Here is a 23,990-nt window from a genome sequence, read left to right on the forward strand (position 1 = left end):
GATTCTTGATTTAGACCCACTAAACCTTTAAATCGCCGCCGCGTCTACAAACCAAGTCAGTCTCGCTGAACCTAGCATCTCGAGGTTACTTGGGTATAGGCGTCCCTCATCCGAACAAAATTCAACCGCGAGAGATACACTGACTCTACTCTTGATTAAAGAACAAAACCAAACTGCCACCTTTGAGTGCGCTGCCGTAGTTTATCGTCAGACCTAGTCCGACATTGTCAATCCAATCGGATTTGAATGGCGGTGTCATCAACCAGCCGACGCTTGCTTCATAATAGTGTGAAGTATTCATCGGTTTACTGGTATCGCCACCTACATCTACTCGATTAAAGCTTGTATAAACAGACTGAACCGTGCGACCCACCTTAGTAAAATCATAGAAAAGCTTTACGCCATTGACCCAGTACCAGCCCTCAGGGTTACCCACATCGCCATTATTACCTTCGCCCCAGCCGGCACCGTAAAAATAATGCGGCGAAGACCAAACATACCATTTCCCCCACTTTTCATTTTCTAAGTATTTGAGCTCAGCATTAACTTCACCAACCAATGCCCACGCATCGGTATTGAGGTATATGCCCTCTAGATAGGGCTTCAAGTTATCGAGAGCATCGCTACGGTAATCATAGTCGTTGCGATAATACATAAAATGAGCACCTGCTGCGGTGCTTAGCGTGAGGTGTTCAGAGAGAGTGTCTTGACGTTGGAGTTCATTGTACGCGCCAAGAATCAATTCTTTGTTTCGGTCAGGTCTTTTATCATCGTTTACCGTGACATCTTGATCAATACTGAGTGCGTACAACCTGCCTTTTAAGTTGTATCGAGCCTTCGTTTGTTCGTTGTCAGTCAGTGAAAGGTGATAAGGTAGCGTCGAAATTGCGACCTGTTTTCTCAAATCAATCGAATCTTGGGTACCAATATCCTCATTGTCGATATTTAGGTATTTGTTTGGGTCAAAATCGTGAAATCCTAACGTAAACACATCACTATCGGATAAGACGATGCCAATTGCGAAATTACGCTCAAACTCTTTTTGTAAGGTTTGCTGTACTTGCGCTGAATTTGCAAAAGTAATAGTCGAAATAAGTGACAATGTCACTAGCGTGTGTCTCATTCTATCGTATTGATTTAACTTGCATTTACTACAGTATACGTATTGCGACCTAGCGACTTTGATGTGTAAAGTGCTCTATCTGCAGTCGCATATAATTCAGCGACATTATCCTTACCTGTTGGCTGAAAGGCAAACACACCCTGTGACACTGTCACTCTATTTGCAACGCTAGAGTATGCATGTGGGTAATCTAAGAAGTACATCGCTTCTTGGATTCGCTCCGCCTCTCTTTCTGCGGTCTGGGCGTCTGTACTGTTCAGTAAAATGACAAACTCTTCACCGCCGTAACGACCTACATATTCTCCTGAACGGCAGAATGTCGCTTTGAGTTGGTTTGCGATTGCTTGTAAGCATCGATCCCCTTCTATATGACCGTAGTTGTCATTAAATGGCTTAAAGAAGTCTACATCGAGAAGAATTAACGCCATCGGCATATGATGGCGACCATGCCACGCGATCATGGTTTCAAGTTTATGATCGATATAGCGTCGATTATACAACTTTGTTAAACCATCTTCGTTCGCCTGTTGCTGCAGACGTGAATTCATTTCTTCAAGTTGCGCTGTTGCTTGCTTCAATTCACGACGCATGTGGGCAATACGCTGCATTGCCATAAGTTTGGAATTGAGCACCAATTTGTCGACCGGCTTTATCAAATAGTCATCACCACCCGCCTCTATCGCTTTCGCGATCATTTCTGGCTCTTCATGACTACTTAAGAAGATAATAGGAATCCAATCCGGGAAGGTTTCTCTGATATGAAGCGACACTTCGAAGCCATTCATGTCGGGCATCGCAATGTCGAGCAATACGAGCTCTGGGTCGAAGCTTTCATAGGTATTGAGTGCTTCTAGCCCGCTTCCAACGGCTTTAACTATATGACCTTGTTGTTTTAATCGGATAGCCAACTGCATTCGGTCTAGTTGAACATCATCAACTAACAGAATGCGCATCGATGTCCCTGTCGGTTGCATAGCGCGTTCCATTCTTTTATCAGTCTTTATTAAACATATATCATACTCACAGACTTGTTGCATTACGCGACAAATTTAGTGCTATATTTTTTTGTTGAACGGTCACGTAATCAAATAGTTCTTATGGTAGCTATTTGATGCATTTGGTATTAATATTCCCGCCTTTTGTAACGAGAGCCACTGTAATCTGGTTACACTATGCACTAAAAGTAATGTGCGCACTTATGTACTAACAGGACTTACCATGTCAGAAGCAACTAACAACGAAAGTAAAAAAATCGATCTAGAAACTATTTCTCCAGAACTGCGCAAAGTTATCGAGTTTGACGAAGTTCCTGAGCAAATGTTCGAGATGGTTACCTCTATCCATGAAGTGTCTGAAGAAGCTGTTCGTGCATCTTGGGATGAAATGCCAGCGAGTGCACAAAACATTCTGGACAACTTCGAGCAATTCCACGCTCTAGTATCTGTTGGTCAAGCTTTTGCTGGCCTAAATGTAATGGAAGAATTCCCGACACTAAATCTGCCAGAAAACATGACAGATGAAGACAAAGAAGACTACCGTGCTCAACTGCTAGACAATGTTCTACACAACTGCGTGAAAGACATGGTTAAGCAACTTAAGAAAGCACGTCGCGATCCTCTTCTTAAACGTGAATTCAAAGAAGTATTCGTGAAGTAATTCCGAAACTCTTCAAAATAAAGGCCGCATCTGCGGCCTTTTGTGTATTTGAGGTTCTGGTAATCAGTGATGAGCTAACGCAATATCTCGTTGTGTAACACTTACGCCTTTTATCTGAGCGTAGACGGCATCGCCGACTTTTAGGTTCAAATCATCCAATGCCCATGGCGTAATCGTTGCCCACAAATGGCACTCTTCATCTAGTTTGAGCGAAACGGTAATACTTTGCTTGTCTTCACCTGTATTCAGCTCTTCTATGGAAGCGACTGTTGCGGCTAAGACGTTACGAATAGAGGTGCCAACAGGCTTCTCTAATGCAATAGAAACATCGTTCGCACGTACTTGAAGACGAATTGGCGTATTAGGTTCACCATCCACCTTTTGAACCCACAAACAAGCACATGGCGCGAGTTTTACACACGTCAATGCGTACTTATCATGATGCGTTGCGATCTTTCCTTCAAACAAACTACTGTGGTCTGAGAACGACTGCCAAGGGCGCATGGCATGAGAAGCCCACACATCTTCTAACTTGCCAGACATCATGATTCGCCCCTTGTCTAGAATCGACAGGTGCTGCGCTAAACGTAAGATTTCTTGCAAGCTATGCGTAACGTATACGATTGGAATATTGACTTGCTCAGACAGCTCTTCCAAAAATGGCATTACTTCACGCTTACGCGGCATATCTAGAGACGCCAAAGGTTCATCCATCAAAAGTAGATTAGGCTTGGAAAGAAGCGCTCTTGCAATAGCGACACGTTGCTTTTCACCACCGGATAAAGAGATTGGAAAGCGTTTCAGTAGCGGCTTAATAGCGAGCAGTTCTGTCACCTTATCAAAATAATCTTCATCTTTTTCCACGACACCGTAGAGTAAATTGCCTTTCACAGAGTAATGCGGGAATAAACGCGAGTCTTGGAAGACATAACCGATTCTGCGTTTATGCGTGGGTAAATTAATGCCAACATCGCTATCGAAAAGAACATGTTCCCCAATGGACACTTTGCCTTGTTGGGGTGTGACCAATCCGCTAATCACATTGATTAACGTTGTTTTTCCTGCTCCTGAGCGACCAAATAAGGCACTTATTCCGTTACCCGGTAACGTCAAATCAATGTCAAAGTCAGTTTCGCCAAGTAATTGTTTAAATTGAATTTTGATACTCATCGCTTAGCTCCCAGACGTGAAGCCGCTTTACGATTTAACCATTCAGAGATCATTAAGGTCGACAGTGCTAAAGCAATGGAAATAACGCACAAACGAGCAGCTTCTATCTCTGCTCCTGGCGTTTCTATGAAGTTGTACATCGCCAAAGGAATGGTTTGGGTTTCGCCTGGTATGTTAGAAACAAAGCTGATTGTGGCACCAAATTCACCAAGGCTACGGGCAAAAGACAACATCGTTCCGGTAATAATTCCAGGAATGGTTAAAGGCAATGTGATCGTAAAAAACACCTTCAAAGGTGATGCGCCTAACGTCGATGCGGCATGCTCAAGTTTCGGGTCAACATTATCTAAACTCAGACGGACGGAACGCACCATCAAAGGTAGAGCTACAACAACACAAGCAATCACCGCTCCCTTCCAGTTGAAGCTAAATACCAAACCAAAATGTTCATATAGCCAATTCCCCCAAAAGCCTTGACGACCAAGCGAGATCAGCAATAGATAACCAATTACCACTGGCGGTAAAACCAATGGCAGATGGATCAAGCTGTCTAGAATAGACTTCCCGATAAACTCTTTTCGTGAAAGTAACCAAGCAAGAGCAATTCCCAAAGGAATCAACCATAGGACAGCATATGCTCCAACTTTAAGGCTCAGTATTAAGGCTTGGTATTCAAGTTCTGTCACTCTGTGCCCTTTTTATTGAAAACCGTATTGTGCAAACACTTTTTTAGCATCGTCCGATTTCAAATATTCGAAGAATTGCTCGGATTGCGTAGAGTCTTTAACAATCGCTGCTGGGTAAATGATGTCCGCGTGAGTGTCATTTGCAAACTCGCCCACCACTTTTACTTTATCTGTTAAAAGTGCGTCCGTCTTATACACCACGCCCAATGGGGCTTCGCCACGTTCAACAAGCGCTAAAGCTAAACGAACGTTCTTTGCAGGTGCAATTTGGCGTTCTAGTTTCTTCCAAACACCAAGGTTGGTGAGCGATTCTTTCGCGTACATACCAGCAGGAACAGATACAGGGTTACCTAAAGCGAGACGATTACCTTCTAATGCTTGGTTCCATGCATTTGCATCTGAAAAATCAAAAGGCTCGATTGTTGAGGCTTTTGGTGCAATCAAAACTAGGCTATTTCGCACTAAATTAGTGACACTGTCATTTTTCACTGCTTTTGATTTTACTAAGTAATCCATCCACTTAGTGTTTGCCGAGATAAAAATATCTGCAGGTGCGCCGTTTAAAATCTGGCGAGCGATAGACGAAGACCCCCCATAAACAGGCGTGACCGTTACGTCATACTTTGTCTCGAATTGTTGTGCAATATCGTTGACCGCGTTGGTCATTGACGAAGCTGCGTAGACTTTTAATTCAGTTGCTGCGTTTGCTGCTGATGAAACGCTCAATATTGCCACTAGGCAAGCATGTATTTTCCATGCTTTCATAAAAACACTCCGGTTCTAGGCAGGCAGAAGTTGAAACTGTGGAGCTATCTGTCCACTTTTATTTGTGCTTCAAACAGTTAAAAACTGGTTTTATTTGAACAGAAAGTCAAGATTCATATGTTGTTCTATCGCATCCGCAATGCGATTAATGCCCTGTTCTTTTAACTCTTCAAAGTCTTGTTGTTTGATTTGAGTGCCGTTTACCCACTCTGAAACCAAGCTCAACACGTCTGCCTCATCGAAGAACCCGTGTAGGTAAGTTCCCATAATTTGGCCACATTCACTCAGCGATCCTTCTGCCTCCCCAGAATTTAACTTGAGAGGTTGAGCGCTCTTAACTTCAGTTCGACCAACGTGAATCTCATAGCCTTTCACGTCTGCTGTCTTACCGTTTAGGCAAAGCTGCGCTTGTGTATGCGTTAACTGTTTACTGTCGGTTAGAGTTGTAGTGATGTCTAACAAACCAAGACCTTCACTACGACCAGGCTGACCCTCTACGCCATTTGGGTCGTCAATTACGTTGCCAAGCATCTGGTAACCACCACAAATGCCAATGACTTTGCCACCCAGACGGATGTGACGTTGAATGTCTTTATCCCAGCCTTGGCTACGTAGATAATCCAAATCGTCTCGAACTGACTTAGTACCCGGCAAGATCACGAGGTCGGCTTTGTCGATCTTTTCGCCCTTGCCAACGTAGCGAAGGTTAATGTCTGGATTAAGACGCAACACATCAAAATCGGTGTGATTACTAATGCGGGTTAATACTGGTACCACAATATTGAGTTTCACTTGTGAAGACAACTCTTGCTGTGCCGTAATGGCATCTTCTGCTTCGAGGTTTAGCCCGTGAAGATACGGCAATACACCCAGTACAGGCTTGCCCGTTTTCTCTTCTAGCCAATCAAGACCAGATTCAAGTAAGCTGATGTCGCCACGGAAGCGATTAATCACAAAGCCTTTGACGCGAGCTTGTTCAGATTTGGATAGTAACGCTAGCGTCCCATACAGATGGGCAAACACACCACCACGGTCGATATCCGCGATAATAATAACGGGTACGTCGGCTTCTTCTGCGAAGCCCATGTTGGCGATGTCATTTGCTCTTAAGTTAATCTCTGCCGGACTGCCTGCTCCTTCAATCATGACGGATTCGTATTCATCCACCAGTTTTGAAAATGAGTCCAATACGGCTCCCATTGCCACTTTTTTGTAATCATGAAATCCGACAGCATCCATGTTCGACAAAGCTTTACCTTGTAAGATGATCTGTGCACCTGTATCGCTGTTCGGTTTGATTAGCACTGGGTTCATGTGAACGGTTGGTTCGACATTACACGCTTGCGCTTGCACTGCTTGAGCACGCCCAATCTCCCCACCATCTTTGGTTACTGCACTATTTAAGGCCATGTTCTGCGGCTTGAATGGGGCAACCTTTATCCCTCTACGGGCTAGTACACGGCATAAACCTGCCACAAGGACGCTTTTTCCGGCATCAGAAGTCGTGCCTTGTACCATTAATGAAGGGATTGGTGATTTCATGAACGTTTAATAAGAGAAAAAAGAAGGTGAACAATCATAACGTTATCTCAGTATCGGACTCAAGAAAATGAATCGAATATGAATGTTCGAATCAGTAATGGTTCAAATACGGTTTGTTTTAATAGCACCATCAAAAACGAACACCTATATAGAGAAACCAAATTATGAAAAATACTGTAATCGCTACTATCGCTGCACTTGCTATCGCTCCTACTGTTGCAATGGCTAAAGACCACAACCACGGTCAATCAAGCATCCAATTTAATGGACCTGTAACGGTAGAAAAGGTGGATGCGTTGATCAAAGACTCAAGCATGTTTACAGAGAAAGACGTTGTCGTAGAAGGCAATCTACTACGTCAAACTCGTGCTGACCAATTTATCTTCAGCGATGGCTCTGGCGAAATCATGGTTGAATTGGATGATGATATTCGACTAACAACTCCTATTGACCAAACCACAAAAGTACGTCTATTCGGTGAGTTTGAAGGCGGAAGCAAACCGGAAATCGAAGTCGAACATTTAGTTGTGATGTAGTTCTGCCCTTTCAACGCCAATTTGGGCAATAAAACATTGATCATGCGCACTTTGTCCTAGTGCATAGGGTGACGGGAAACACCTATAATGATATTTTGTAAATCTTGGTCTGCATTTTGCAGACCTTTTTTTCGTTCGTATTATTTTTTGCCGGAGACACCCATGCTAGGTAAAGCTCTAAAGGTAGCAACCTTTGGTTTGTGCGCTGTTTTGCCACTTGCCGCACACGCTAACAATTTCAATTACAACATGATGGAATTCCGCATGGGTACAAGCCCAGGCACGTTTGGCGGCGAAGTCACAACATACTTTACAGAAAACACGCATTTTATTGGACGCGCAGACAGTGAGTTCAGTGGTGACTGGGACATCGCCGGTGGTATTGGCTTTAATGGTCCGGCAGGTCAGTTTGCTGATATCTATGGTCAAATGCTGGTTCACAACATTAAAAAAGACAGTGGTGATCTTGTCGGTGACGAATGGAAGACCGAAGTTAACATCGGTACTCGCGTTTGGTTTATGCAGAACATCGAATTGCACGGACGAATTGGCCAATTAATCGATAATGACGATTCAAAAACGATCTACAACCTTGGTGCAAGATTCCATTCGACCCAACAGTTATCTTTAGGTGCTGATTTGAAAGATAACGGTACTTACGGTCAACAACTTGTGTTGTCAGCGCGTTTCGCTTACTAACTTCTACAGGTTAACCAAGCGAACTAAAACTCGGTTAACTTATTGAAAAAATTAAAAAAAGCCTCTAAGTTGAGAGGCTTTTTTTTGTTTCAGTTTCCAAACGATGAACTACTTACCGCTTGGTTTGTTTTGAACGTATTTTTTTGATACATCCACAACAGCGACATCTCGGAAAAAGCTACGTCCTAAGAGCATCGGAAACTTCATATGTCCACGCTCTGTTAGAGTAAACTCGGTTTGCTCTTTTAGGTCGCCTACCTGGATGTAAGCAACAACAACTGGACGTTTATCAACATCTTCCGAAGAAGACTGACGTATCTTTGCCCAACGCTCTACTGGAAGTTTAAATTCTTTACTTGCTTTACCATTGATATCGATTTTGAACTGAACCCAATCTTTACCATCACGCTCGAACGGAACCACTTCGGTTGCGCTGATAGAAGACGTTGTTGCTCCTGTATCAATGCGAGCTTTAAATGTGCGGTCAATCGCTGGTACGTAAACCCATTCTTCTGCACCAAGGACCAGCATGCCATCAGGCGTTTTTTGAACCTTAGCTGGCTTTTCTGGTTTTGGCTCCGGCTTTTTCTCAGGTTTTGTTTCCGGTTTTTGCTCCGGTTTCACCTCAGGTTTTGGCTCGATTTCAGGTTTTACGTCCGGCTTCTCTACCGGTTGCTCCACAACTGGCGTTTCTGGCTCAGCAGGCTCAGTGGTTGTCGGTGTAGATGTACAAGCAATAAGACCGCCGCTCATCATTAGCGGCAGAATCAGTTTCCAGTTCTTCATTAACTCTCCCAATTAACGTTGAGATACTTTTTGGATCGCGTCAGCAACGTAAGGAATATGAGTTTCGGTCAAACCAGCGATGTTAATACGACCATCACCGACACCATAAATGCCATAATCTTCACGCAGTTGCGCCATTTGGTTTTCACTAAAGCCTAGCACAGTAAACATGCCTTTGTGGCTCTCGATGAAATCAAATTGATCTGTATTATGGTTGTTTCTCAATTCGTTACACAAAGTTTGACGAAGATTCAGCAAGCGTTGCTGCATTTCGTTCAATTCTTGTTTCCAAACTGAAGTAAGGTTGGCATCTTGAAGAATGGTTTTCACCAATGCTGCACCGTGATCTGGCGGCATAGTGTAAGTTGAACGTGCTAACGTCAGAAGCTTACCTTTTGCATTCGCCACGTCTTGCGTATTTTTACCGATCACAATCGCAGCACCAGTACGTTCACGGTACAAACCAAAGTTCTTAGAACATGAGGTTGTGATCAGCATTTCTTCTACGTTGTCAGCCATAAAGCGGAGACCTTTTGCGTCTTCCTCTAGACCGTCACCAAAGCCTTGGTAAGCAATATCCACAAATGGGGTAAAACCGTTCTTTTGCGAAAGCTCTGTAATTGATTGCCACGCAGAAAAATCAATATCTGCACCCGTTGGGTTGTGGCAACAGCCATGCAGAAGCACGACATCAGAAGGACCTGCTTTAGAGAGGTCTTCTAGCATTTTCGCTGTATCAACTTGTTTCGTTTCTGGCGAGAAGTAATGGTAGAACTTCACCTTAAGTCCAGCCGCTTCCATCACTGGCTTGTGGTTTACGTAGCTTGGGTTTGAAATCCAAACCGTCGTATCTGGTTGTGCAACCTTCATTAGGTCACCCAGCATACGCAACGCACCGCTTGCACCGGGCGTTTGAATCGCTGCCACACGATCTGTTGCTGACGTACCCGTCAGAAGTAGATCGATCATGCTTTGGTTGAATTCTTCACAGCCAGCAAGGCCAACGTAAGACTTAGTCTTCTGGTTTTCGACAACCACTTCTTGTGCCATTTGAATGGCTTTCATGATTGGCGTTTCACCAGCGCTGTTTTTGTATACGCCAATACCAAGGTCAACCTTGTTTGGACGTTCATCGCCGCGGTATGCGACGGAAAGAGACAAAATGGGATCTAATACGGGAGTTGGTAGATTAGAAAACATGAAAGTCATAACCCTTTGAAATTCAAGTATCGAACCTCACGGTAACACTTTCGCTAACAATGGCGAAATGATTTTTTACTCATTTCGCCAATTAGAGTACAAAATTCTGGTGACTGCGGAATTTTATGAACTCAATCGGTCACAAAAAGAACGATTCACTCATTGAAGTTCGAATCTAGCTTACCGTTTTTCCTAAATTCGCGCGGAGTCATGTTGGACCAAGCTTTAAATCGTGTACTGAAGTTTGCGCCTGTTGGGTACCCTACTATTTCACCGATGTGCTGAATTGACCACTCTGTTGAGCGCAACAAACGCGCGGCATACTCCATTCTCATACGAGTTAAGTGTGCCATTGGGCTTCGCCCAAACTGTTGCTGGGTCAAACGATGCAAGTGGGGTTCAGAACATGGGTACAGGGCTGCAAGTTGTTCTACCGTCCATTCTTTATGGAGTTGTCTCTGAACCAAATCGAATACGCGGCGCAACTTTAACTGGTTGCGTGATATAGAATCTGAGTGTGGCATATTCAGCATGAGTTCTAACTGGGCAACACTGTGTGCACCGACTTCACCGCCGTAATCGATAGGTAGGTTGATACTTCGCAATAGAGTCTGAATACAGAAATACATCACTTCTGGTGCTGGTGTAAGTTGATACTCAATCTCATCATTCACCATCGACCATTCTTTGTCTTGTGAGAGAAACACCCATGCGATTTGCCACGTTTCGTCTTCCATTCCAAAGCCATTTTCAATACCTGCTGGCACGATCACCAACGATCCGGGCTCCAGTTCATAACGACAGGCTCCGCTCTCTAACCAGCCTTTGCCACGAACCGTGTACAACAACATGTGTTTCTTCTGGTTTTTGCGATAAACGGAAAAGAACTCTCGACAAGTAGCAATTCCACATTGGACGATGCCTCTTTCTTCAAGAGCAAGCACGCGAGTGTGGTCGATGAACTCTTGATAGGTCTTTTCTGAAATGGTGTAACGTTCTTGTTTTTCTTCCATGGGACGACAACTCATAAATGCACTCAAGGCAAACGCGTTTTATCAAAGCATCGATAAAGACTGGATAGTTTGACAAAACTTTTGGATGTCTTTGAAAAATACACCGCCAAATCATACGGATAAACTACTCGCATTGTTCTTAGAGGAGAAATGCGATGCTCTTAACACGTCAATACATAGACAAAGCATTTTGGAAAAAACTGATTGCGATCGGTGTACCTGTGTCACTGCAATCCATGCTGTTTTCGTTACTCGGTGCCATCGATATTTTTATGGTGAGTCAGTTAGGTGAATCTGCAACAGCCGCGGTTGGCGTTGGTAACCGAATCTTTTTCTTTAATCTCGCCGTGGTGTTTGGGTTGTGTGGTGCAGTAACGGTTTTAGCCTCTCAATATTATGGCTCTGGAAACCTCTCTGGCATACGCAGAACGTTAGCGCAATCTTGGTTTATTTCGCTGGTAGTGACTTTGCCATTCATCTGGCTGTATGTGGTTTATGACAAAGAAATCGTCTCTTTTATGGCGGACGATCCTGAGTATGTTGGCTATGCGAGAGAATACTTAGTCGTCACAGGTTTGAGTTTGATAGGCACTGCAGTTGTCGTTCCTATTGAGTCGGTTTTGAGATCCGTCGGTGAGGCAAAGATGCCGACTTACGTCAGTATTGCCGCTATCATCGTGAACGTTTTTCTTAATGCGGTTTTGATCTTTGGCTTACTCGGTTTTCCGCAATGGGGTGTATTTGGGGCTGCAGTCGGTACTTTTATCTCACGCTTTTTCCAAACTGCGGTGCTGGTTTACTTCTTTTGTCGCCGATATTCACATCTGCTTCCTACTCACTCAGATTGGCTTGAAGGCACAGTAAAGAAGTACCGAAACAAATATTTCAAAGTTTCTATGCCAATGCTGATCCACGATGCGTTGTGGACTGGCGGTTTGATTATCTACAGCATCATTTATGGTCAGTTGGGCGTAACCGAACTGGCAATTATCTCGTTCCTATCACCAATTGAAGGCGTATTGATTTCAACCTTTATGGGATTTGCTGTCGCAGCCTCTGTACTTCTGGGTAATGACATTGGTGCTCAAGAATATGACCGTGTAGAGAAAACCGCTTGGTGGTATGTGTTTACCAGTGCAGTACTCGCAACGATATTATTCTTAGTTGTTTGGGCATGTTCACCATTGATTTTGAACTTGCTGGAGATGAGCCCGCTTACTGACAAGCAAATGGCGTTAAATGTATGTTTGGTACTCGCATTAGGCATGATACTGCGCGTGTTTAATATGGTTGGTATCGGAGGCGTATTAAAGAGTGGCGCTGATATTTGCTATAGCATTTTCATCGACACGTTTGGTCAATGGGCGATTGGTATACCGCTTACCTACTACACTGGGATGGTGTTAGGTTTACCACTGCATTGGGTGTTGATGTCCCTACTGGTCGAAGAATTAGTAAAAGGCATTCTAACGACTCACCGAATTCAGTCTAAGCGATGGATTAATAACATGGTTGATGATGACACTAGTGTGACAGCGTAACTGGATCGTTATGCTATAGTTGTTGAGTTGAGCTCAAAACAGAACGACTTCATCAATCAAAGCTTAAAAAGAACTCACACCAAAAGGGCACATTCGAAATATCCGAATGTGCCCTTTTTATGTTGGCTTTTCTTGAGTTGGAACGCTTAAAGCTCAGTAAATCGATGGATAATTTGATTCGAGCTGCCTCGCCATTCTAGGTTGAGGTCTCGTTTATCTTGCTCGTATTTGCCATCGATTAATGTGTCGATGTATTGCGTCACTTCGCGCTGCGCATCGTCTAGCTCTTCAAGCGTGTAACCTGTCCAAACCCAAATATCTTTGCCTGGGCACTCTTCTCTTACTCGTTTTACAAGCTTAAGAATGTGCGGCACGTTCGCTGGATGCAAAGGATCACCACCAGACAGAGATAAACCACGACGTTTGATGCGTGTGTCGTTTAGGTCTGCAATGATTTTGTCTTCCGCTTCTTGCGTGAAAAACACACCAGAATCCAAGCGTTGCGTCGACTGGTTATAACAGCCGCGGCACTGGTGTACACAGCCCGACACAAACAGCGTGCAGCGTGTACCTGGTCCGTTAACAACGTCGATTGGATAGTATTGGTGGTAGTTCATAATCGTGCCTTGTTTTGCTGGCTAGAAAAGAAAATCAACCTACGACAGGTTGATTTTCATTATTAGGTTTGAGCTTAAGTGAACCTTACAGATGCTTAACTCGACGCTTCACTTCTTCTTGCTTACCGAAGTTAAACGGACGCGCATCTGGGCTGCCTAGGTAGCCACAAACACGGCGTGTCACTGACACTTTGGTTGAATCGTGGTTGCCACAGCTTGGACAAGTGAAGCCTTTACTTGTACAGTCAAACTCACCGTTGTAGCCACACTCGTAACACTCATCAATTGGCGTGTTTGTACCGTAGTAAGGTACGCGGGTGTAACTGTAGTCCCATACGTTTTCTAGTGCTTCAACGTTACGTTGCATGTTCGGGAACTCACCGTAACAGATAAAGCCGCCGCTTGAGATTTCTGGGTAAGGCATCTCAAAGTCGATCTTGTCGTATGGGTTCACCTTCTTCTCAACATCTAGGTGGAAGCTGTTGGTGTAGTAACCTTTGTCTGTTACGCCTTCAATGACGCCGAACTCTTTCGCGTCGATGCGGCAGAAACGGCTACATAGGTTTTCACTCGGCGTTGCGTATAGGCTGAAACCGTAACCGGTATCTTCCGCCCAACCGTTTACTGTGTCTTTCAGGTGCTTGATGATTGCTACTGCTTTTTCACGTAGAACAGCGTCATCATAAACGTGCGCTTCTGTACCGAATAGCGCGTTAATTGTCTCGTGTACACCGATGTAACCAAGAGAAATAGACGCACGACCGTTCTTGAAGATATCTGCGATTGAGTCGTCTGCTTTCAGGCGAACACCACACGCACCTTCCATGTAAAGGATCGGAGCAACACGTGCTTTCACGTTTTCTAGACGAGAGATACGTGTTTCTAGTGCTTTACGAGCAAGACGTAAGCGATCGTTTAGAAGCTCGTAGAATTTCTCTTCACTGCCGTTTGCACGAATAGCGATACGAGGAAGGTTCAAGCTTACTACGCCAAGGTTGTTACGACCTTCGTGGATCAGCTCGCCGTTTTCTTCGTAAGTACCAAGGAAGCTACGACAGCCCATCGGTGTTTTGAATGAACCCGTTACTTCCACTACTTTGTCGTAGTTAAGAATGTCTGGGTACATACGCTTAGACGCACACTCAAGCGCAAGTTGCTTAATGTCGTAGTTTGGATCTTCTGATTTGTGGTTCAAGCCATCTTTGATGCCGAATACAAGTTTAGGGAATACCGCTGTTTTACGGTTCTTACCTAGACCTGCAATACGGTTTTTCAGAATAGACTTCTGGATAAGGCGTGATGCCCAGCTTGTACCAAGACCAAAACCGAACGTAACGAATGGTGTTTGACCGTTCGCCGTGTGCAGCGTGTTTACTTCGTATTCTAGAGATTGGAACGCGTCGTAACACTCTTTCTCTGTGCGCGCTTTTGCGAACTCTTCTGGCTCAGCAATGTTCCACTCTTTTGCGATCTCTAGGTGTTTCTCGTAGCTTGTGATTACGTACGGTTCTAGAACTTCATCAATACGGTTGATGGTTGTACCGCCGTAAATGTGGCTCGCTACTTGAGCAATGATCTGTGCTGTTACTGCTGTTGCGGTCGAGATTGATTTAGGAGTATCAATCTCAGCGTTACCCATTTTAAAGCCGTGCGTTAGCATGCCTTTAAGATCGATAAGCATACAGTTAAACATTGGGAAGAACGGAGCGTAATCCAAATCGTGGTAGTGAATGTCACCCACTTCGTGTGCTTGAACCACATCGCGAGGAAGGATGTGTGTCTTCGCGTAGTGTTTCGCAACGATACCAGCCAACAAGTCACGTTGAGTAGGAATCACTTTGCCGTCTTTGTTCGCGTTCTCGTTGATTAGGTCTAGGTTGCTTTCTTCAATCAGACCTTCGATTTCGCGAGTTAGTGCACTTTGCTTTTCACGAGCGATGTCGCGATCGTGGCGGTATTCGATGTAAGAACGTGCTAGGGCTTTGTAAGGACCTTGCATGAGTTCATTTTCGACTAAGTCTTGAATCTCATGGATGTGAACTTCATCGTGATCCTGAAGCTGTAACTCAACTGCCAGAGCAACATTTAGTGCATAAATGGCGACATCTTTGTCTTTGTTTTCCGCTGCAGCTTCTACTGCTGCTTGTATACGATCCCTGTTGAACGGAGCTCTTGAGCCGTCACGCTTGATTACGATTGGTTTCACTTTTTCTCCTTACCCCAGCATACTCACAGAGTTATCCACAAACACACTATATGGGGTTATTTTTTATTCTGCTGACACAATATATTGTGGCGTATTTAACGAGAAGCACCAATTGAAAACATTGATTTTGATCAATAAAAAATGGGTAGCGAACAAGAACAAATCGATCTTATTGGCGTTGATCTCACTTGCGAAGAAAACTGTGAAAATTGCAAAATTGGAGCGAAATCCACTTGCTTTTTTTCGAGGTCTTATAGGATAAAGGATGGAAAGGAATGCGCTAAATTATAGGAGTGCGATAGACCAAAATGCGATCACTTTTTGTTACGGTAATATTACTTTTTAGTTCTCTTTCATTTGCTCAAAATTCCGTCAAATTAACCAGCTGGAATATTGAATGGCTATCTATAGATGGTGGAAAAGTGTCTAGAACACCACAAGATTTTGAAAAACTGACCCACTATGTGGATAAAACACAAGTCGATATTCTCGCTTTTCAAGAAGTCGAAAGTGTCGCCGCAATCCAAAAAGCCGTTGGCAATGATTTCACTATTTATCTGTCCGATCGTTCAAACGCCTCCAACCGACACCTTCAGTTCAATGACACCAATCAATACACCGGTTTTGCGGTACGTAATGGTATGAGCGTGTTGGACAAACCAGACTTTTCTATCACACGAGGCAACAGCAAGCTCCGCTTCGCCAGCTACCTTGTCTTGAATCCAAACCAAGACAACGAGACTCACCTACTCTCTGTGCATCTAAAAGCGGGATGCAGTGGTGCGTATCGCAATAATCGCGATTGTAAGATCGTGAAACAACAAGGACAGGCACTAGCCAAATGGATAAAAGCGCGCGAGGACAACAAACAACAATATGTGGTGCTTGGCGACTTTAACCACAATTTGGGTTATCGAGGAGATTGGTTATGGGACGTGCTATCGGACAGTACCAATGCAAAGCTAGTGACCAAAAATACCAAAGCGGAATGTAAAGTGCGTTCTAATCGTAATCCGAATAAAACCCACCAATTCCGCTCTGTGATCGATCACATCATACTGAGTGGTGATTTAAAGGCGTCGTCAGGTGTTCAAACCGTTTTTAAAACACAAGATGTGCTCGACTATAAGCTGAGTGACCATTGCCCAGTTTCTACTACGCTCTCATTTTAACGTTGAAAAACTCTTTTTAGCATTGAAATTCGCTCTTTATCGACTAACTATTGTTTTAGCGGTGAATGACCCAACCAACATTGCCGCAATAAATAGCAGAACTTGTGTGTTGCCAGTAAAAAGGCTGGCAACCGCAGGTCCAGGACACACACCGAGTAAGCCCCACCCAATACCAAACAGTGCTGCACCGCCAACTAACTTTTTGTCTATCGCTTTAGAAGTTGGACAGACAATCTCATCACCAAACACAGATTCGCTTCTTGGCTTTATTAATAAAAGATAAGCAGGAACGAACACCGCAAGTGCTCCGCCCATAACGAAGGCTAAGCTTGGGTCCCACGCTCCGGTAATATCGAGGAAGCCGATCACTTTTGCCGGATCAGCCATACCGGAAATCACCATACCAATACCGAAGAGCGCACCAGAAAATGCAACGATAGAAATTTGCTTAATACTTTTCATTACCTGAGTTTTCATAACGACACTATTCCTTACGAGACTAGTAAGACGGTTAACATGGCGGTTGCCATAAAAGTACACGTTGCGACTACAGAACGGATAGAGAAACGCCCCATTCCACAAATACCATGACCACTTGTACAACCGTTGCCGATACGTGTACCGACTCCGACAAGCAAACCAGCAACGACAACCAAACCAAGAGAACCGCTGTACTCATTTGGTACGTGTCCGCCAAGGGCATAAACAGCAAACACACCGCCTAATGCCATCGCAATTAAGAACACAATTCGCCAAACGCGATCTGTATTCTCAACAGCGCCATTTAATATCCCACTGATTCCCGCTGTCTTACCAGTGAAGAGCATCAATGTTACCGCTGATACGCCAACCATTACGCCGCCCAAAAGCGACATCCAAGGAACTTCAAACATAACAACCACCCGTATAAAGTTTTGAATTACTGCTTACAGAAAACTTGGTTAAACGCCTCGATCAGCGGACCAACTCTTTCATCAGAAATCGAATAGAACACCTGCTGAGAAACCTTTCGAGCTTTGATGATGTCGTGTTTTCTCAATACGGTGAGATGTTGTGAAAAGGCAGATTGGCTTAATGTTGAGCCCTCAAACAGTTCACCGACCCCTTTTTCACCTTCAATAAGCTTGCACATCACGATTAAGCGCTCTGGATGAGCCATTATTTTAAGTAGCTCACTCGCTTCGGTCGCACTTTGTAGCATACTGTCGCCCATTCTTATGCCTCTTCATCAATACGTTAAGTTTTATTAGATATTACTAATTAATATTATTAAGTCAATGCTAATGTAGTTGAATTAACATTAGACATGGCTAAATTATTTAAGTAAGGTGTAGGCGTTTTCGATCATTCAGTAGGAGAAATCCATGAGCAAAATCGTGATTATTGGTGGTGTTGCTGGCGGCGCATCTGCAGCAGCACGCGCTCGTCGTCTTAGTGAAGACGCAGAAATCATTATGTTTGAACGCGGTCCATTTGTGTCATTTGCAAACTGTGGCTTGCCGTACCACATTGGTGGCGATATCCAAGAACGAAGCAAACTGCTTCTTCAAACGCCTGAAAGCTTTTTAGCGCGTTTCAATGTTGATGTTCGTGTGATGAACGAAGTGGTTTCAATTAACCGCCAAGATAAAACGGTTACGGTTAAGAACCTGCTTGATGGTTCAGAATACCAAGAGAGCTACGACTTCCTTCTACTGAGCCCTGGTGCAGGTCCAGTTGTGCCGCCTATTCCGGGTATTGATAATCCATTAACGCACTCGCTGCGCAATATTCCAGATATGGATCGCATCATTAAGACGATCGAAACCAACAAAGTGGAACACGCTACGGTCGTTGGTGGTGGTTTCATCGGTTTGGAAATGATGGAAGCCTTCCACCAGCTTGGCGTAAAAACCACATTGGTTGAAATGGCGGATCAAGTGATGACGCCCGTTGACCGAGAAATGGCCGGTTTTGCTCATGCAGAAATCCGAGAGAAAGGCGTCGACCTGCGCTTAGGCGTTGCTCTATCTTCTGTTGAATTTGTGGCGAACCAATCTGTCGCTAACATAGAAGCGGGTGAAGATGACACACACCAACACCTTCAAGGAAAACTGACGCTGTCTCTAAACAATGGTGACCAGCTTGATACCGATATCCTGATCATGGCAATTGGTGTACGCCCTGAAACAAAACTCGCGCAAGAAGCCGGTCTTCAAATTGGTGCACTAGGCGGTATTTACACCAACGAATACATGCAGACCAGCGATCCTTCTATCTATGCCGTTGGTGATGCGGTTGAAGAGAAAGACTTTGTCACTGGCGAACAAACCCTTGTTCCGTTGGCGGGACCAGCAAACCGTCAAGGTCGTATGGCAGCAGACAACATGCTTGGTCGCCAAGAAACTTACCAAGGTACGCAAGGCACGGCGATCTGCAAGATCTTTGATTTAGCCGTCGCTTCTACTGGTAAAAACGAGAAACAGCTAAAACATGACAACATCACTTATGAAAAAGTGTATGTTCACACAGCCAGCCACGCGAGTTACTACCCTGGCGCAGAAACTGTGTCGTTCAAAATGTTGTTTGATCCAGCAACCGGAAAGATTTTAGGTGCGCAAGCAGTAGGTAAAGATGGCGTTGATAAACGTATCGACGTAATGGCAGTCGCTCAGCGTGCTGGTATGACAGTAGAACAACTACAACACCTTGAACTCACTTACGCGCCACCGTATGGTTCAGCGAAAGATGTGATTAACCAAGCGGCGTTCGTTGCGAACAACATCATGAAAGGTGACGCAACAGCGATTCATTTTGATGAAATCGACAACCTGTCAGAAGATCAAGTGCTGCTTGATGTTCGTAATCCGGGAGAATTGGAATCCGTAGGTTTCATTGAAGGCGCGATCAATATTCCTGTCGACCAACTTCGCCAACGTATGAATGAACTGCCGAAAGACAAAGAGATCGTGATTTACTGTCAGGTCGGCTTGCGCGGTAACGTCGCTTATCGTCAACTGGTCAATTCAGGATTTAAAGCACGTAACCTACTTGGTGGTTACCGTACCTATAAGTTCGCAAGAGCTTAATCTCTGATTATAAATATCTAAGTTTAGGGCTGAAAAAAGGGGCACATTATGTGCCCCTTTCTACATTTCAGATTCGACTAATTGAATAATCTTGGTCGCTTTTTCGAAGTGATCGAGTTGATGAATTTGAATCCACCAAGTCGCCGCTTCCATCAGTAACTCAGGGTTGTCATTCTTATTAGCGAAAAAGGCATAAAAGGACACACCAACATTGTCGCCTTTCTGCTCTATTTTCTTCTTACACACCTGAATGATTTTGTCTCTTAACGCGATGTTCATTGCCTTTCCCTTTCTCTTTGCGATAGCAAAATTAACCCAAAACAAGAATAACTGTATTTATATACAGTTATTCTTGGTAAGGCAAATAAACATAATCATCTAGATGAATATTCTCGCACGAAGACCTAATACCCAAGTGCTGCTTTTGTTCGAAAATGCTGGGTCTTTGATGTACTGAATATCCGGTGTGATTTGAATGTAGTCGTTCAACTGCATGTTGTAGTATAGCTCGGCAGTGAACTGTTCAGAGTCATCCACACCATAAGCGTGCTCTAGGTTATCGTTAACATGGCTCCAGTTAACCGCGAAGCCTAGGTTGTTGGTTGGTTTACCTAAACCAAAGTAACCAATCCCCACCGTTAGGGAGCGATCATAAAGTGCCACATCGCCTTCCGAGAAGCCACCACGAACAAATGGCATTAATTGCTCTGTAGCAAAGTAGCTTGCTGAAAAGTTAATACCCTGCCCGCTGTCCTTATTCGTCAGGTTATGTTGCGTGTCGCCATCCAAATGCCAAGCGGTTAAATGAACATTATCGGTATAGATTTGATCTTGTGACGCCGTCCAACCCAGTTCAAACGTTGTAAACAGCTTATGATCGTTGAATAAGGTATCAAAGCCATCAAATGGTTCATCTGAACGCCCTTTACCATCGGCCACACCTGCAACCATATAGAAGTTATCAGTCAGCATGTGGCCGACAGCTAAGCCGAGAATCCCATCATCCGGTAGACCAATTGAGCCTCCACCAGTGCTGAATGCAAGGTTACTGAATCCGGTCCACGGACTGGATAAAGCATATGTATCAACATAGTCAGTGGTATCTAAGAAACCCACCATGAACGAGGTTTTGCCACCATTGAGCTTTTGTTTCCAATATAGGTTAGTTAGGCGAGCACCTTGATCACTGTACGCAGGACCAATCATGCCTGCATAACCTAGCCCATTGCCGATGAAGCTAAACTCTTTTGGTGACAAATCACTATAAGCATGGCGGTGTTCGACTTTCCAAACCAATCCGCCCGTATTTCCAGACTCAAGACCAACCAGATTCCAGCTACCATAAAAACGAGCAACACCAGCACTTGCGGTATCTTCACCGCCACTTTGCGGGTCAGACGCCGTTAAGCCAAGCGCTTGGTAATCCAAACCAAACGTTAAGTTATGATCTTCCGCTAGTGACTCTCGCCAAGTGCGTTTTTCACGAGCATTTTCAGCAATGGTATTATCAACCGTATCAGGGCTACCAAAGTTCGCCGCGTTAATCGATGACGCCATTACAAGTGAAAGAGCGATAAAACTAAGCTTTGGAACAGTTACTTTCATGTCTGGTTTCTCATTAAATTGATTTCTAGAAAAAGAGTTTAATGATTCAGCGTTTTGAAAATTGCCATTAAGCGACAGCTCACTGCTTTTTGTATTTTCGGTGGTGTACTCTTATCGATAAGGTCGAATTGAAACCTCGTCCATCTGGTAGATGGTTTCTACGTTCGAAGCTCCGTCAGAGTATGAAACATCCGCCTTAGTCTTTTTCACATGCAGATCCCCTTTCACCCAAATTGGCTCGTAAAGAGAAGTCAGTTTCAAACCTTTCGGATAATCGACCAAAACAATCTGGTTTGCAGGTGGCGGTGGTGTATGGATGCAAGCGCCCATAGTTGGAACAAGGAAAAATTTTGTGACAACGTCATTATTAAATTCTACCGGCGTTACAAAGCCAGGAATTTCATAAGTATCTTCAGTAAGTGTTGTGTTTGGCATTGATGCCAACATACGACGATGCTGAGTAATCTCTTCGCGCTTTTTGAACAACCATTCAATGTCTAAGTCGTCAGCTTTTAAGCTGTCTTCTAATTCCTTCATGGTTTGTTTCTGTTGCTCATTAAGATTTTGAGCATCACGGTATCTTGCAAGAGAACCAAGTTCAAAAAGTTGTTGGTCTGTGAGTTTTACAAATGGGTCTTCAATCTGAGGGACATCCACTGGCAACAATTGCTCCCAGCTTAATTGATCGGCGGATACATTTGATGAAGCCAGCAAAACTAAGCCAGCCAATAGGTACTTCTTCATACGTTCCCTTGAATAGTTCTTTGTCTTTTAGAGAAAAATTTGGGGACAGTAGCGTCCCCAAATAGTCGAAAGAGTTTACTACAAGGTATTCTTGTGGATCTTGCCGTCTTTCATAATTACTTTGAATTTATCTTGGTAATCGTTAAGAATTGTGATGTCTTGCAGAGGATTCCCATCCACCAGCACTACATCAGCGTAAGCGCCCGGCTCTACAACGCCGAGTTTTCCGTATTTATATGGATTCATGCCACCCGACCAGCTTAGTACTTCTGCGGCATTCGATGTGCCCATCTTCATGATCTCATATGGTGTAAATCCGACTTTCTCCATCCAAACCATATTGTCTGCTTGGCGTGTATTGTAAGCCGGGCCAAACATATCACCGCCAGTCACAATCAACAGATCGTATTTACGCGCCCACTCAAACATCTGTTTTGCGCCTTCGTTTACTTTGGTCGCTTTGGCTTTTTGATCTGGACTGAAGAAGGTGATCTTTTCTGGTTCTGCAAAGGCTTCGAGAGACATCACCGCTTGCGCAGAAAGTGCCACGCCCTTCTCTTTCATTTTTTTGATGGTTTCCTCAGAGCTAAGGAAGTTATGCTCGATAACTTTCACGCCTGCATCAATGGCACGGTTAACCGAACGATCATGATAAGCGTGAGCCATGACATAAGTGCCATAATCTTCCGCTACACCCACGATCGCTTCCATTTCTTCTTTGGAGAATTGCGTCATATGGATTGGGTCAAACTCACTTGCGACACCGCCGCCAGCCATGATCTTGATTTGAGTTGCCCCCGAACGTAGGTTCTGACGCGCAGCTCGACGAGCCTCTGTTTCACCATCAACGATATAGCCAAACCCGTGGCGTTCGAGATCGTCAACGCGTCCTGGCACATCATTGAAGCTGCCGGTATCTGCGTGACCGCCGGTTTGACTCAAGAAACCGCCCGCTGGGAATAGTCGTGGGCCTTCTAACAAACCATTGTTGATGGCTTTTGCCATACCAAGAATGTTACAGCCAGCGTCACGAGCTGTGGTAAAGCCTTGGTCGAGGTACTGCATCATGGAAACGTGAGCACGAGCCCCCATTGCCATTTGATCGTAACCATCTCTACCAACCAACATGCCTTCTTGAATACACATGTGGGAATGCATGTCGATCAAGCCAGGGATCATGGTTAAGCCTTCGCCATTAATCGTTGTGGTTTGCTTGTTGGTTTTTATCGGTTTAGCCGAAATCTCTTTGATTAAGTTATCGACAACCAATACGTTCTGGTTTTGCAGTAGCTTCTCATCCGTGCCATTGAAAACATCAACGTTAGTAAACAGTGTCGATGCTGCATTCGCGTTTAAGGCAAATGCACAAGATAGCGCAACAAAAGAAAGGTTCTTCTTAGAAATTGTCATTATTACACCTATGTTTTTGGATAGTTGGGGTCCATTTCCTATAACCTCCCTGTTTAAACAGTGGCGTTATGAGGGCATCTATTTCAGTGATCACCAAAAACAACTGATCAGATAAAAATAAATATGAAACAGACGACTTACGTTAAAACATAGAAGTCATAATGACGACTTTCAAGGCGGTTTAATTGCCTTTACACGACAACATGCGGATATTGTTATAGAAATGTGAGTTGAGACGAAAACCTCCGATCATTCAGAGGTTTTATGTGTCAGGGTCTGTTGACCTTTCGTAATGATTTTTGCAGCAGTTTGTAGGTGTTTTATGCAAGGCAGAGGCTTTAATGTAGTTATTCTACCTGATAAGCCGATAACGCAGTAGAAAGCACCTACAAACGCTGCCCAAAGGGTTCGGCTAAAAGCGTTTTACTCTTTGTTGAGTCAATTTTACTTA

The 23,990-nt window shown here is 44.2% G+C and carries 24 protein-coding genes; 6 read left to right on the plus strand and 18 right to left on the minus strand.

Annotated features, from left to right (window positions below):
* Positions 1 to 145: 145 nt before the first annotated feature.
* Positions 146 to 1,123, minus strand: a complete 978-nt coding sequence (locus MHO32_RS23445) for a Solitary outer membrane autotransporter beta-barrel domain (RefSeq protein WP_239214398.1) — start codon at positions 1,121 to 1,123, stop codon at positions 146 to 148.
* A 14-nt stretch (positions 1,124 to 1,137) separates the two neighbouring features.
* Positions 1,138 to 2,097, minus strand: a complete 960-nt coding sequence (locus tag MHO32_RS23450) for a diguanylate cyclase (protein ID WP_005446879.1) — start codon at positions 2,095 to 2,097, stop codon at positions 1,138 to 1,140.
* Between the two features lie 244 nt (positions 2,098 to 2,341).
* On the opposite strand from MHO32_RS23450, the gene MHO32_RS23455 reads away from it, so the two are divergent.
* Entirely contained in the window at positions 2,342 to 2,779 is a 438-nt protein-coding gene (locus tag MHO32_RS23455) for a DUF3069 domain-containing protein (protein ID WP_005446880.1), read from the plus strand.
* Positions 2,780 to 2,842: 63 nt separating this feature from the next.
* On the opposite strand, the gene modC is transcribed toward MHO32_RS23455, so the two are convergent.
* The 4 genes from modC to MHO32_RS23475 all read right to left on the minus strand — a co-directional run bounded on the left by modC (position 2,843) and on the right by MHO32_RS23475 (position 6,942).
* Positions 2,843 to 3,949, minus strand: coding sequence for a molybdenum ABC transporter ATP-binding protein ModC (gene modC, locus MHO32_RS23460; RefSeq protein ID WP_038898946.1), 1,107 nt, complete (start codon positions 3,947 to 3,949; stop codon positions 2,843 to 2,845).
* Positions 3,946 to 4,635 carry a molybdate ABC transporter permease subunit gene (modB, locus tag MHO32_RS23465; RefSeq protein WP_239214417.1) on the minus strand — a complete coding sequence of 230 codons (690 nt, stop codon included), beginning with the start codon at positions 4,633 to 4,635 and terminating at the stop codon, positions 3,946 to 3,948. Before modB ends, modC begins: the two co-directional genes overlap by 4 nt.
* A gap of 12 nt (positions 4,636 to 4,647) precedes the next feature.
* Positions 4,648 to 5,400, minus strand: a complete 753-nt coding sequence (gene modA, locus MHO32_RS23470; protein ID WP_009696663.1) for a molybdate ABC transporter substrate-binding protein — start codon at positions 5,398 to 5,400, stop codon at positions 4,648 to 4,650.
* A 90-nt stretch (positions 5,401 to 5,490) separates the two neighbouring features.
* The gene (locus MHO32_RS23475) at positions 5,491 to 6,942 is read right to left on the minus strand and encodes a cobyric acid synthase (protein ID WP_239214420.1); all 1,452 of its coding nucleotides are present in this window, start codon (positions 6,940 to 6,942) and stop codon (positions 5,491 to 5,493) included.
* Positions 6,943 to 7,106: 164 nt separating this feature from the next.
* On the opposite strand from MHO32_RS23475, the gene MHO32_RS23480 reads away from it, so the two are divergent.
* Both MHO32_RS23480 and MHO32_RS23485 read left to right on the plus strand, forming a co-directional pair.
* Positions 7,107 to 7,478, plus strand: coding sequence for a YgiW/YdeI family stress tolerance OB fold protein (locus MHO32_RS23480; protein ID WP_005427087.1), 372 nt, complete (start codon positions 7,107 to 7,109; stop codon positions 7,476 to 7,478).
* A gap of 162 nt (positions 7,479 to 7,640) precedes the next feature.
* A complete protein-coding gene (locus MHO32_RS23485; RefSeq protein WP_005446887.1) occupies positions 7,641 to 8,177 on the plus strand; it encodes a hypothetical protein in 537 nt (178 codons plus the stop codon).
* Positions 8,178 to 8,285: 108 nt separating this feature from the next.
* Here the strand turns inward: MHO32_RS23485 and MHO32_RS23490 are convergent, their stop codons facing one another.
* The 3 genes from MHO32_RS23490 to MHO32_RS23500 form a co-directional block, all read right to left on the minus strand.
* On the minus strand, positions 8,286 to 8,963 hold the full coding sequence (locus MHO32_RS23490; protein WP_005446888.1) for a putative ATP-dependent zinc protease: 678 nt from the start codon (positions 8,961 to 8,963) through the stop codon (positions 8,286 to 8,288).
* Between the two features lie 12 nt (positions 8,964 to 8,975).
* Positions 8,976 to 10,163: an amino acid aminotransferase gene (locus MHO32_RS23495; RefSeq protein WP_050934896.1), complete on the minus strand. Its 1,188-nt coding sequence runs from the start codon at positions 10,161 to 10,163 to the stop codon at positions 8,976 to 8,978.
* Positions 10,164 to 10,318: 155 nt separating this feature from the next.
* Positions 10,319 to 11,176, minus strand: a complete 858-nt coding sequence (locus MHO32_RS23500) for an AraC family transcriptional regulator (RefSeq protein ID WP_009696622.1) — start codon at positions 11,174 to 11,176, stop codon at positions 10,319 to 10,321.
* 155 nt (positions 11,177 to 11,331) lie between these two features.
* Between MHO32_RS23500 and MHO32_RS23505 the strand changes: the two genes are divergently transcribed.
* The gene (locus MHO32_RS23505) at positions 11,332 to 12,717 is read left to right on the plus strand and encodes an MATE family efflux transporter (RefSeq protein ID WP_239214423.1); all 1,386 of its coding nucleotides are present in this window, start codon (positions 11,332 to 11,334) and stop codon (positions 12,715 to 12,717) included.
* Positions 12,718 to 12,863: 146 nt separating this feature from the next.
* Here MHO32_RS23505 and nrdG read toward each other — a convergent pair whose 3' ends face one another.
* Together nrdG and nrdD are read right to left on the minus strand one after the other, a co-directional pair.
* The gene (nrdG, locus tag MHO32_RS23510) at positions 12,864 to 13,334 is read right to left on the minus strand and encodes an anaerobic ribonucleoside-triphosphate reductase-activating protein (RefSeq protein ID WP_005435220.1); all 471 of its coding nucleotides are present in this window, start codon (positions 13,332 to 13,334) and stop codon (positions 12,864 to 12,866) included.
* Positions 13,335 to 13,419: 85 nt separating this feature from the next.
* Positions 13,420 to 15,540, minus strand: coding sequence for an anaerobic ribonucleoside-triphosphate reductase (nrdD, locus tag MHO32_RS23515; protein WP_005427114.1), 2,121 nt, complete (start codon positions 15,538 to 15,540; stop codon positions 13,420 to 13,422).
* Between the two features lie 308 nt (positions 15,541 to 15,848).
* On the opposite strand from nrdD, the gene MHO32_RS23520 reads away from it, so the two are divergent.
* A complete protein-coding gene (locus MHO32_RS23520) occupies positions 15,849 to 16,712 on the plus strand; it encodes an endonuclease/exonuclease/phosphatase family protein (RefSeq protein ID WP_188014731.1) in 864 nt (287 codons plus the stop codon).
* Between the two features lie 36 nt (positions 16,713 to 16,748).
* Here MHO32_RS23520 and MHO32_RS23525 read toward each other — a convergent pair whose 3' ends face one another.
* The 3 genes from MHO32_RS23525 to MHO32_RS23535 are packed head-to-tail and all read right to left on the minus strand — an operon-like array spanning position 16,749 to position 17,925.
* On the minus strand, positions 16,749 to 17,189 hold the full coding sequence (locus MHO32_RS23525) for a YeeE/YedE family protein (protein ID WP_239214426.1): 441 nt from the start codon (positions 17,187 to 17,189) through the stop codon (positions 16,749 to 16,751).
* 14 nt (positions 17,190 to 17,203) lie between these two features.
* Positions 17,204 to 17,605, minus strand: a complete 402-nt coding sequence (locus MHO32_RS23530; protein ID WP_239214429.1) for a YeeE/YedE family protein — start codon at positions 17,603 to 17,605, stop codon at positions 17,204 to 17,206.
* Positions 17,606 to 17,631: 26 nt separating this feature from the next.
* A complete protein-coding gene (locus MHO32_RS23535; RefSeq protein ID WP_009700376.1) occupies positions 17,632 to 17,925 on the minus strand; it encodes an ArsR/SmtB family transcription factor in 294 nt (97 codons plus the stop codon).
* Positions 17,926 to 18,076: 151 nt separating this feature from the next.
* Here MHO32_RS23535 and MHO32_RS23540 point away from each other — a divergent pair, with 151 nt between their 5' ends.
* Positions 18,077 to 19,780, plus strand: a complete 1,704-nt coding sequence (locus tag MHO32_RS23540) for an FAD-dependent oxidoreductase (RefSeq protein WP_239214441.1) — start codon at positions 18,077 to 18,079, stop codon at positions 19,778 to 19,780.
* A gap of 60 nt (positions 19,781 to 19,840) precedes the next feature.
* Here MHO32_RS23540 and MHO32_RS23545 read toward each other — a convergent pair whose 3' ends face one another.
* The 4 genes from MHO32_RS23545 to MHO32_RS23560 all read right to left on the minus strand — a co-directional run bounded on the left by MHO32_RS23545 (position 19,841) and on the right by MHO32_RS23560 (position 23,539).
* Entirely contained in the window at positions 19,841 to 20,059 is a 219-nt protein-coding gene (locus tag MHO32_RS23545; RefSeq protein ID WP_017189071.1) for a DUF6500 family protein, read from the minus strand.
* Between the two features lie 99 nt (positions 20,060 to 20,158).
* Positions 20,159 to 21,385 (minus strand): carbohydrate porin, encoded by a 1,227-nt coding sequence (locus tag MHO32_RS23550; RefSeq protein WP_188014728.1) that lies wholly within the window; start codon positions 21,383 to 21,385, stop codon positions 20,159 to 20,161.
* Positions 21,386 to 21,496: 111 nt separating this feature from the next.
* Positions 21,497 to 22,129 carry a DUF3299 domain-containing protein gene (locus MHO32_RS23555; RefSeq protein ID WP_005446901.1) on the minus strand — a complete coding sequence of 211 codons (633 nt, stop codon included), beginning with the start codon at positions 22,127 to 22,129 and terminating at the stop codon, positions 21,497 to 21,499.
* Positions 22,130 to 22,207: 78 nt separating this feature from the next.
* A complete protein-coding gene (locus MHO32_RS23560) occupies positions 22,208 to 23,539 on the minus strand; it encodes a metal-dependent hydrolase family protein (protein WP_239214444.1) in 1,332 nt (443 codons plus the stop codon).
* Positions 23,540 to 23,990: the final 451 nt, after the last annotated feature.

Origin of the sequence: Vibrio sp. MMH1-50 (assembly GCF_022347645.1) — a bacterium.
Taxonomy (GTDB): Bacteria; Pseudomonadota; Gammaproteobacteria; order Enterobacterales; family Vibrionaceae; genus Vibrio; species Vibrio harveyi.

Bases quoted from the DNA above. Each gene is read 5' to 3' on its own strand.
- MHO32_RS23445 (WP_239214398.1), bottom strand. From the start codon at position 1,123: ATGAGACACACGCTAGTGACATTGTCACTTATTTCGACTATTACTTTT.
- MHO32_RS23450 (WP_005446879.1), bottom strand. From the start codon at position 2,097: ATGCAACCGACAGGGACATCGATGCGCATTCTGTTAGTTGATGATGTT.
- MHO32_RS23455 (WP_005446880.1), top strand. From the start codon at position 2,342: ATGTCAGAAGCAACTAACAACGAAAGTAAAAAAATCGATCTAGAAACT.
- modC (WP_038898946.1), bottom strand. From the start codon at position 3,949: ATGAGTATCAAAATTCAATTTAAACAATTACTTGGCGAAACTGACTTT.
- modA (WP_009696663.1), bottom strand. From the start codon at position 5,400: ATGAAAGCATGGAAAATACATGCTTGCCTAGTGGCAATATTGAGCGTT.
- MHO32_RS23475 (WP_239214420.1), bottom strand. From the start codon at position 6,942: ATGAAATCACCAATCCCTTCATTAATGGTACAAGGCACGACTTCTGAT.
- MHO32_RS23480 (WP_005427087.1), top strand. From the start codon at position 7,107: ATGAAAAATACTGTAATCGCTACTATCGCTGCACTTGCTATCGCTCCT.
- MHO32_RS23485 (WP_005446887.1), top strand. From the start codon at position 7,641: ATGCTAGGTAAAGCTCTAAAGGTAGCAACCTTTGGTTTGTGCGCTGTT.
- MHO32_RS23490 (WP_005446888.1), bottom strand. From the start codon at position 8,963: ATGAAGAACTGGAAACTGATTCTGCCGCTAATGATGAGCGGCGGTCTT.
- MHO32_RS23495 (WP_050934896.1), bottom strand. From the start codon at position 10,163: ATGTTTTCTAATCTACCAACTCCCGTATTAGATCCCATTTTGTCTCTT.
- MHO32_RS23500 (WP_009696622.1), bottom strand. From the start codon at position 11,176: ATGGAAGAAAAACAAGAACGTTACACCATTTCAGAAAAGACCTATCAA.
- MHO32_RS23505 (WP_239214423.1), top strand. From the start codon at position 11,332: ATGCTCTTAACACGTCAATACATAGACAAAGCATTTTGGAAAAAACTG.
- nrdG (WP_005435220.1), bottom strand. From the start codon at position 13,334: ATGAACTACCACCAATACTATCCAATCGACGTTGTTAACGGACCAGGT.
- MHO32_RS23520 (WP_188014731.1), top strand. From the start codon at position 15,849: ATGCGATCACTTTTTGTTACGGTAATATTACTTTTTAGTTCTCTTTCA.
- MHO32_RS23525 (WP_239214426.1), bottom strand. From the start codon at position 17,189: ATGAAAACTCAGGTAATGAAAAGTATTAAGCAAATTTCTATCGTTGCA.
- MHO32_RS23530 (WP_239214429.1), bottom strand. From the start codon at position 17,605: ATGTTTGAAGTTCCTTGGATGTCGCTTTTGGGCGGCGTAATGGTTGGC.
- MHO32_RS23535 (WP_009700376.1), bottom strand. From the start codon at position 17,925: ATGGGCGACAGTATGCTACAAAGTGCGACCGAAGCGAGTGAGCTACTT.
- MHO32_RS23540 (WP_239214441.1), top strand. From the start codon at position 18,077: ATGAGCAAAATCGTGATTATTGGTGGTGTTGCTGGCGGCGCATCTGCA.
- MHO32_RS23545 (WP_017189071.1), bottom strand. From the start codon at position 20,059: ATGAACATCGCGTTAAGAGACAAAATCATTCAGGTGTGTAAGAAGAAA.
- MHO32_RS23550 (WP_188014728.1), bottom strand. From the start codon at position 21,385: ATGAAAGTAACTGTTCCAAAGCTTAGTTTTATCGCTCTTTCACTTGTA.
- MHO32_RS23555 (WP_005446901.1), bottom strand. From the start codon at position 22,129: ATGAAGAAGTACCTATTGGCTGGCTTAGTTTTGCTGGCTTCATCAAAT.
- MHO32_RS23560 (WP_239214444.1), bottom strand. From the start codon at position 23,539: ATGACAATTTCTAAGAAGAACCTTTCTTTTGTTGCGCTATCTTGTGCA.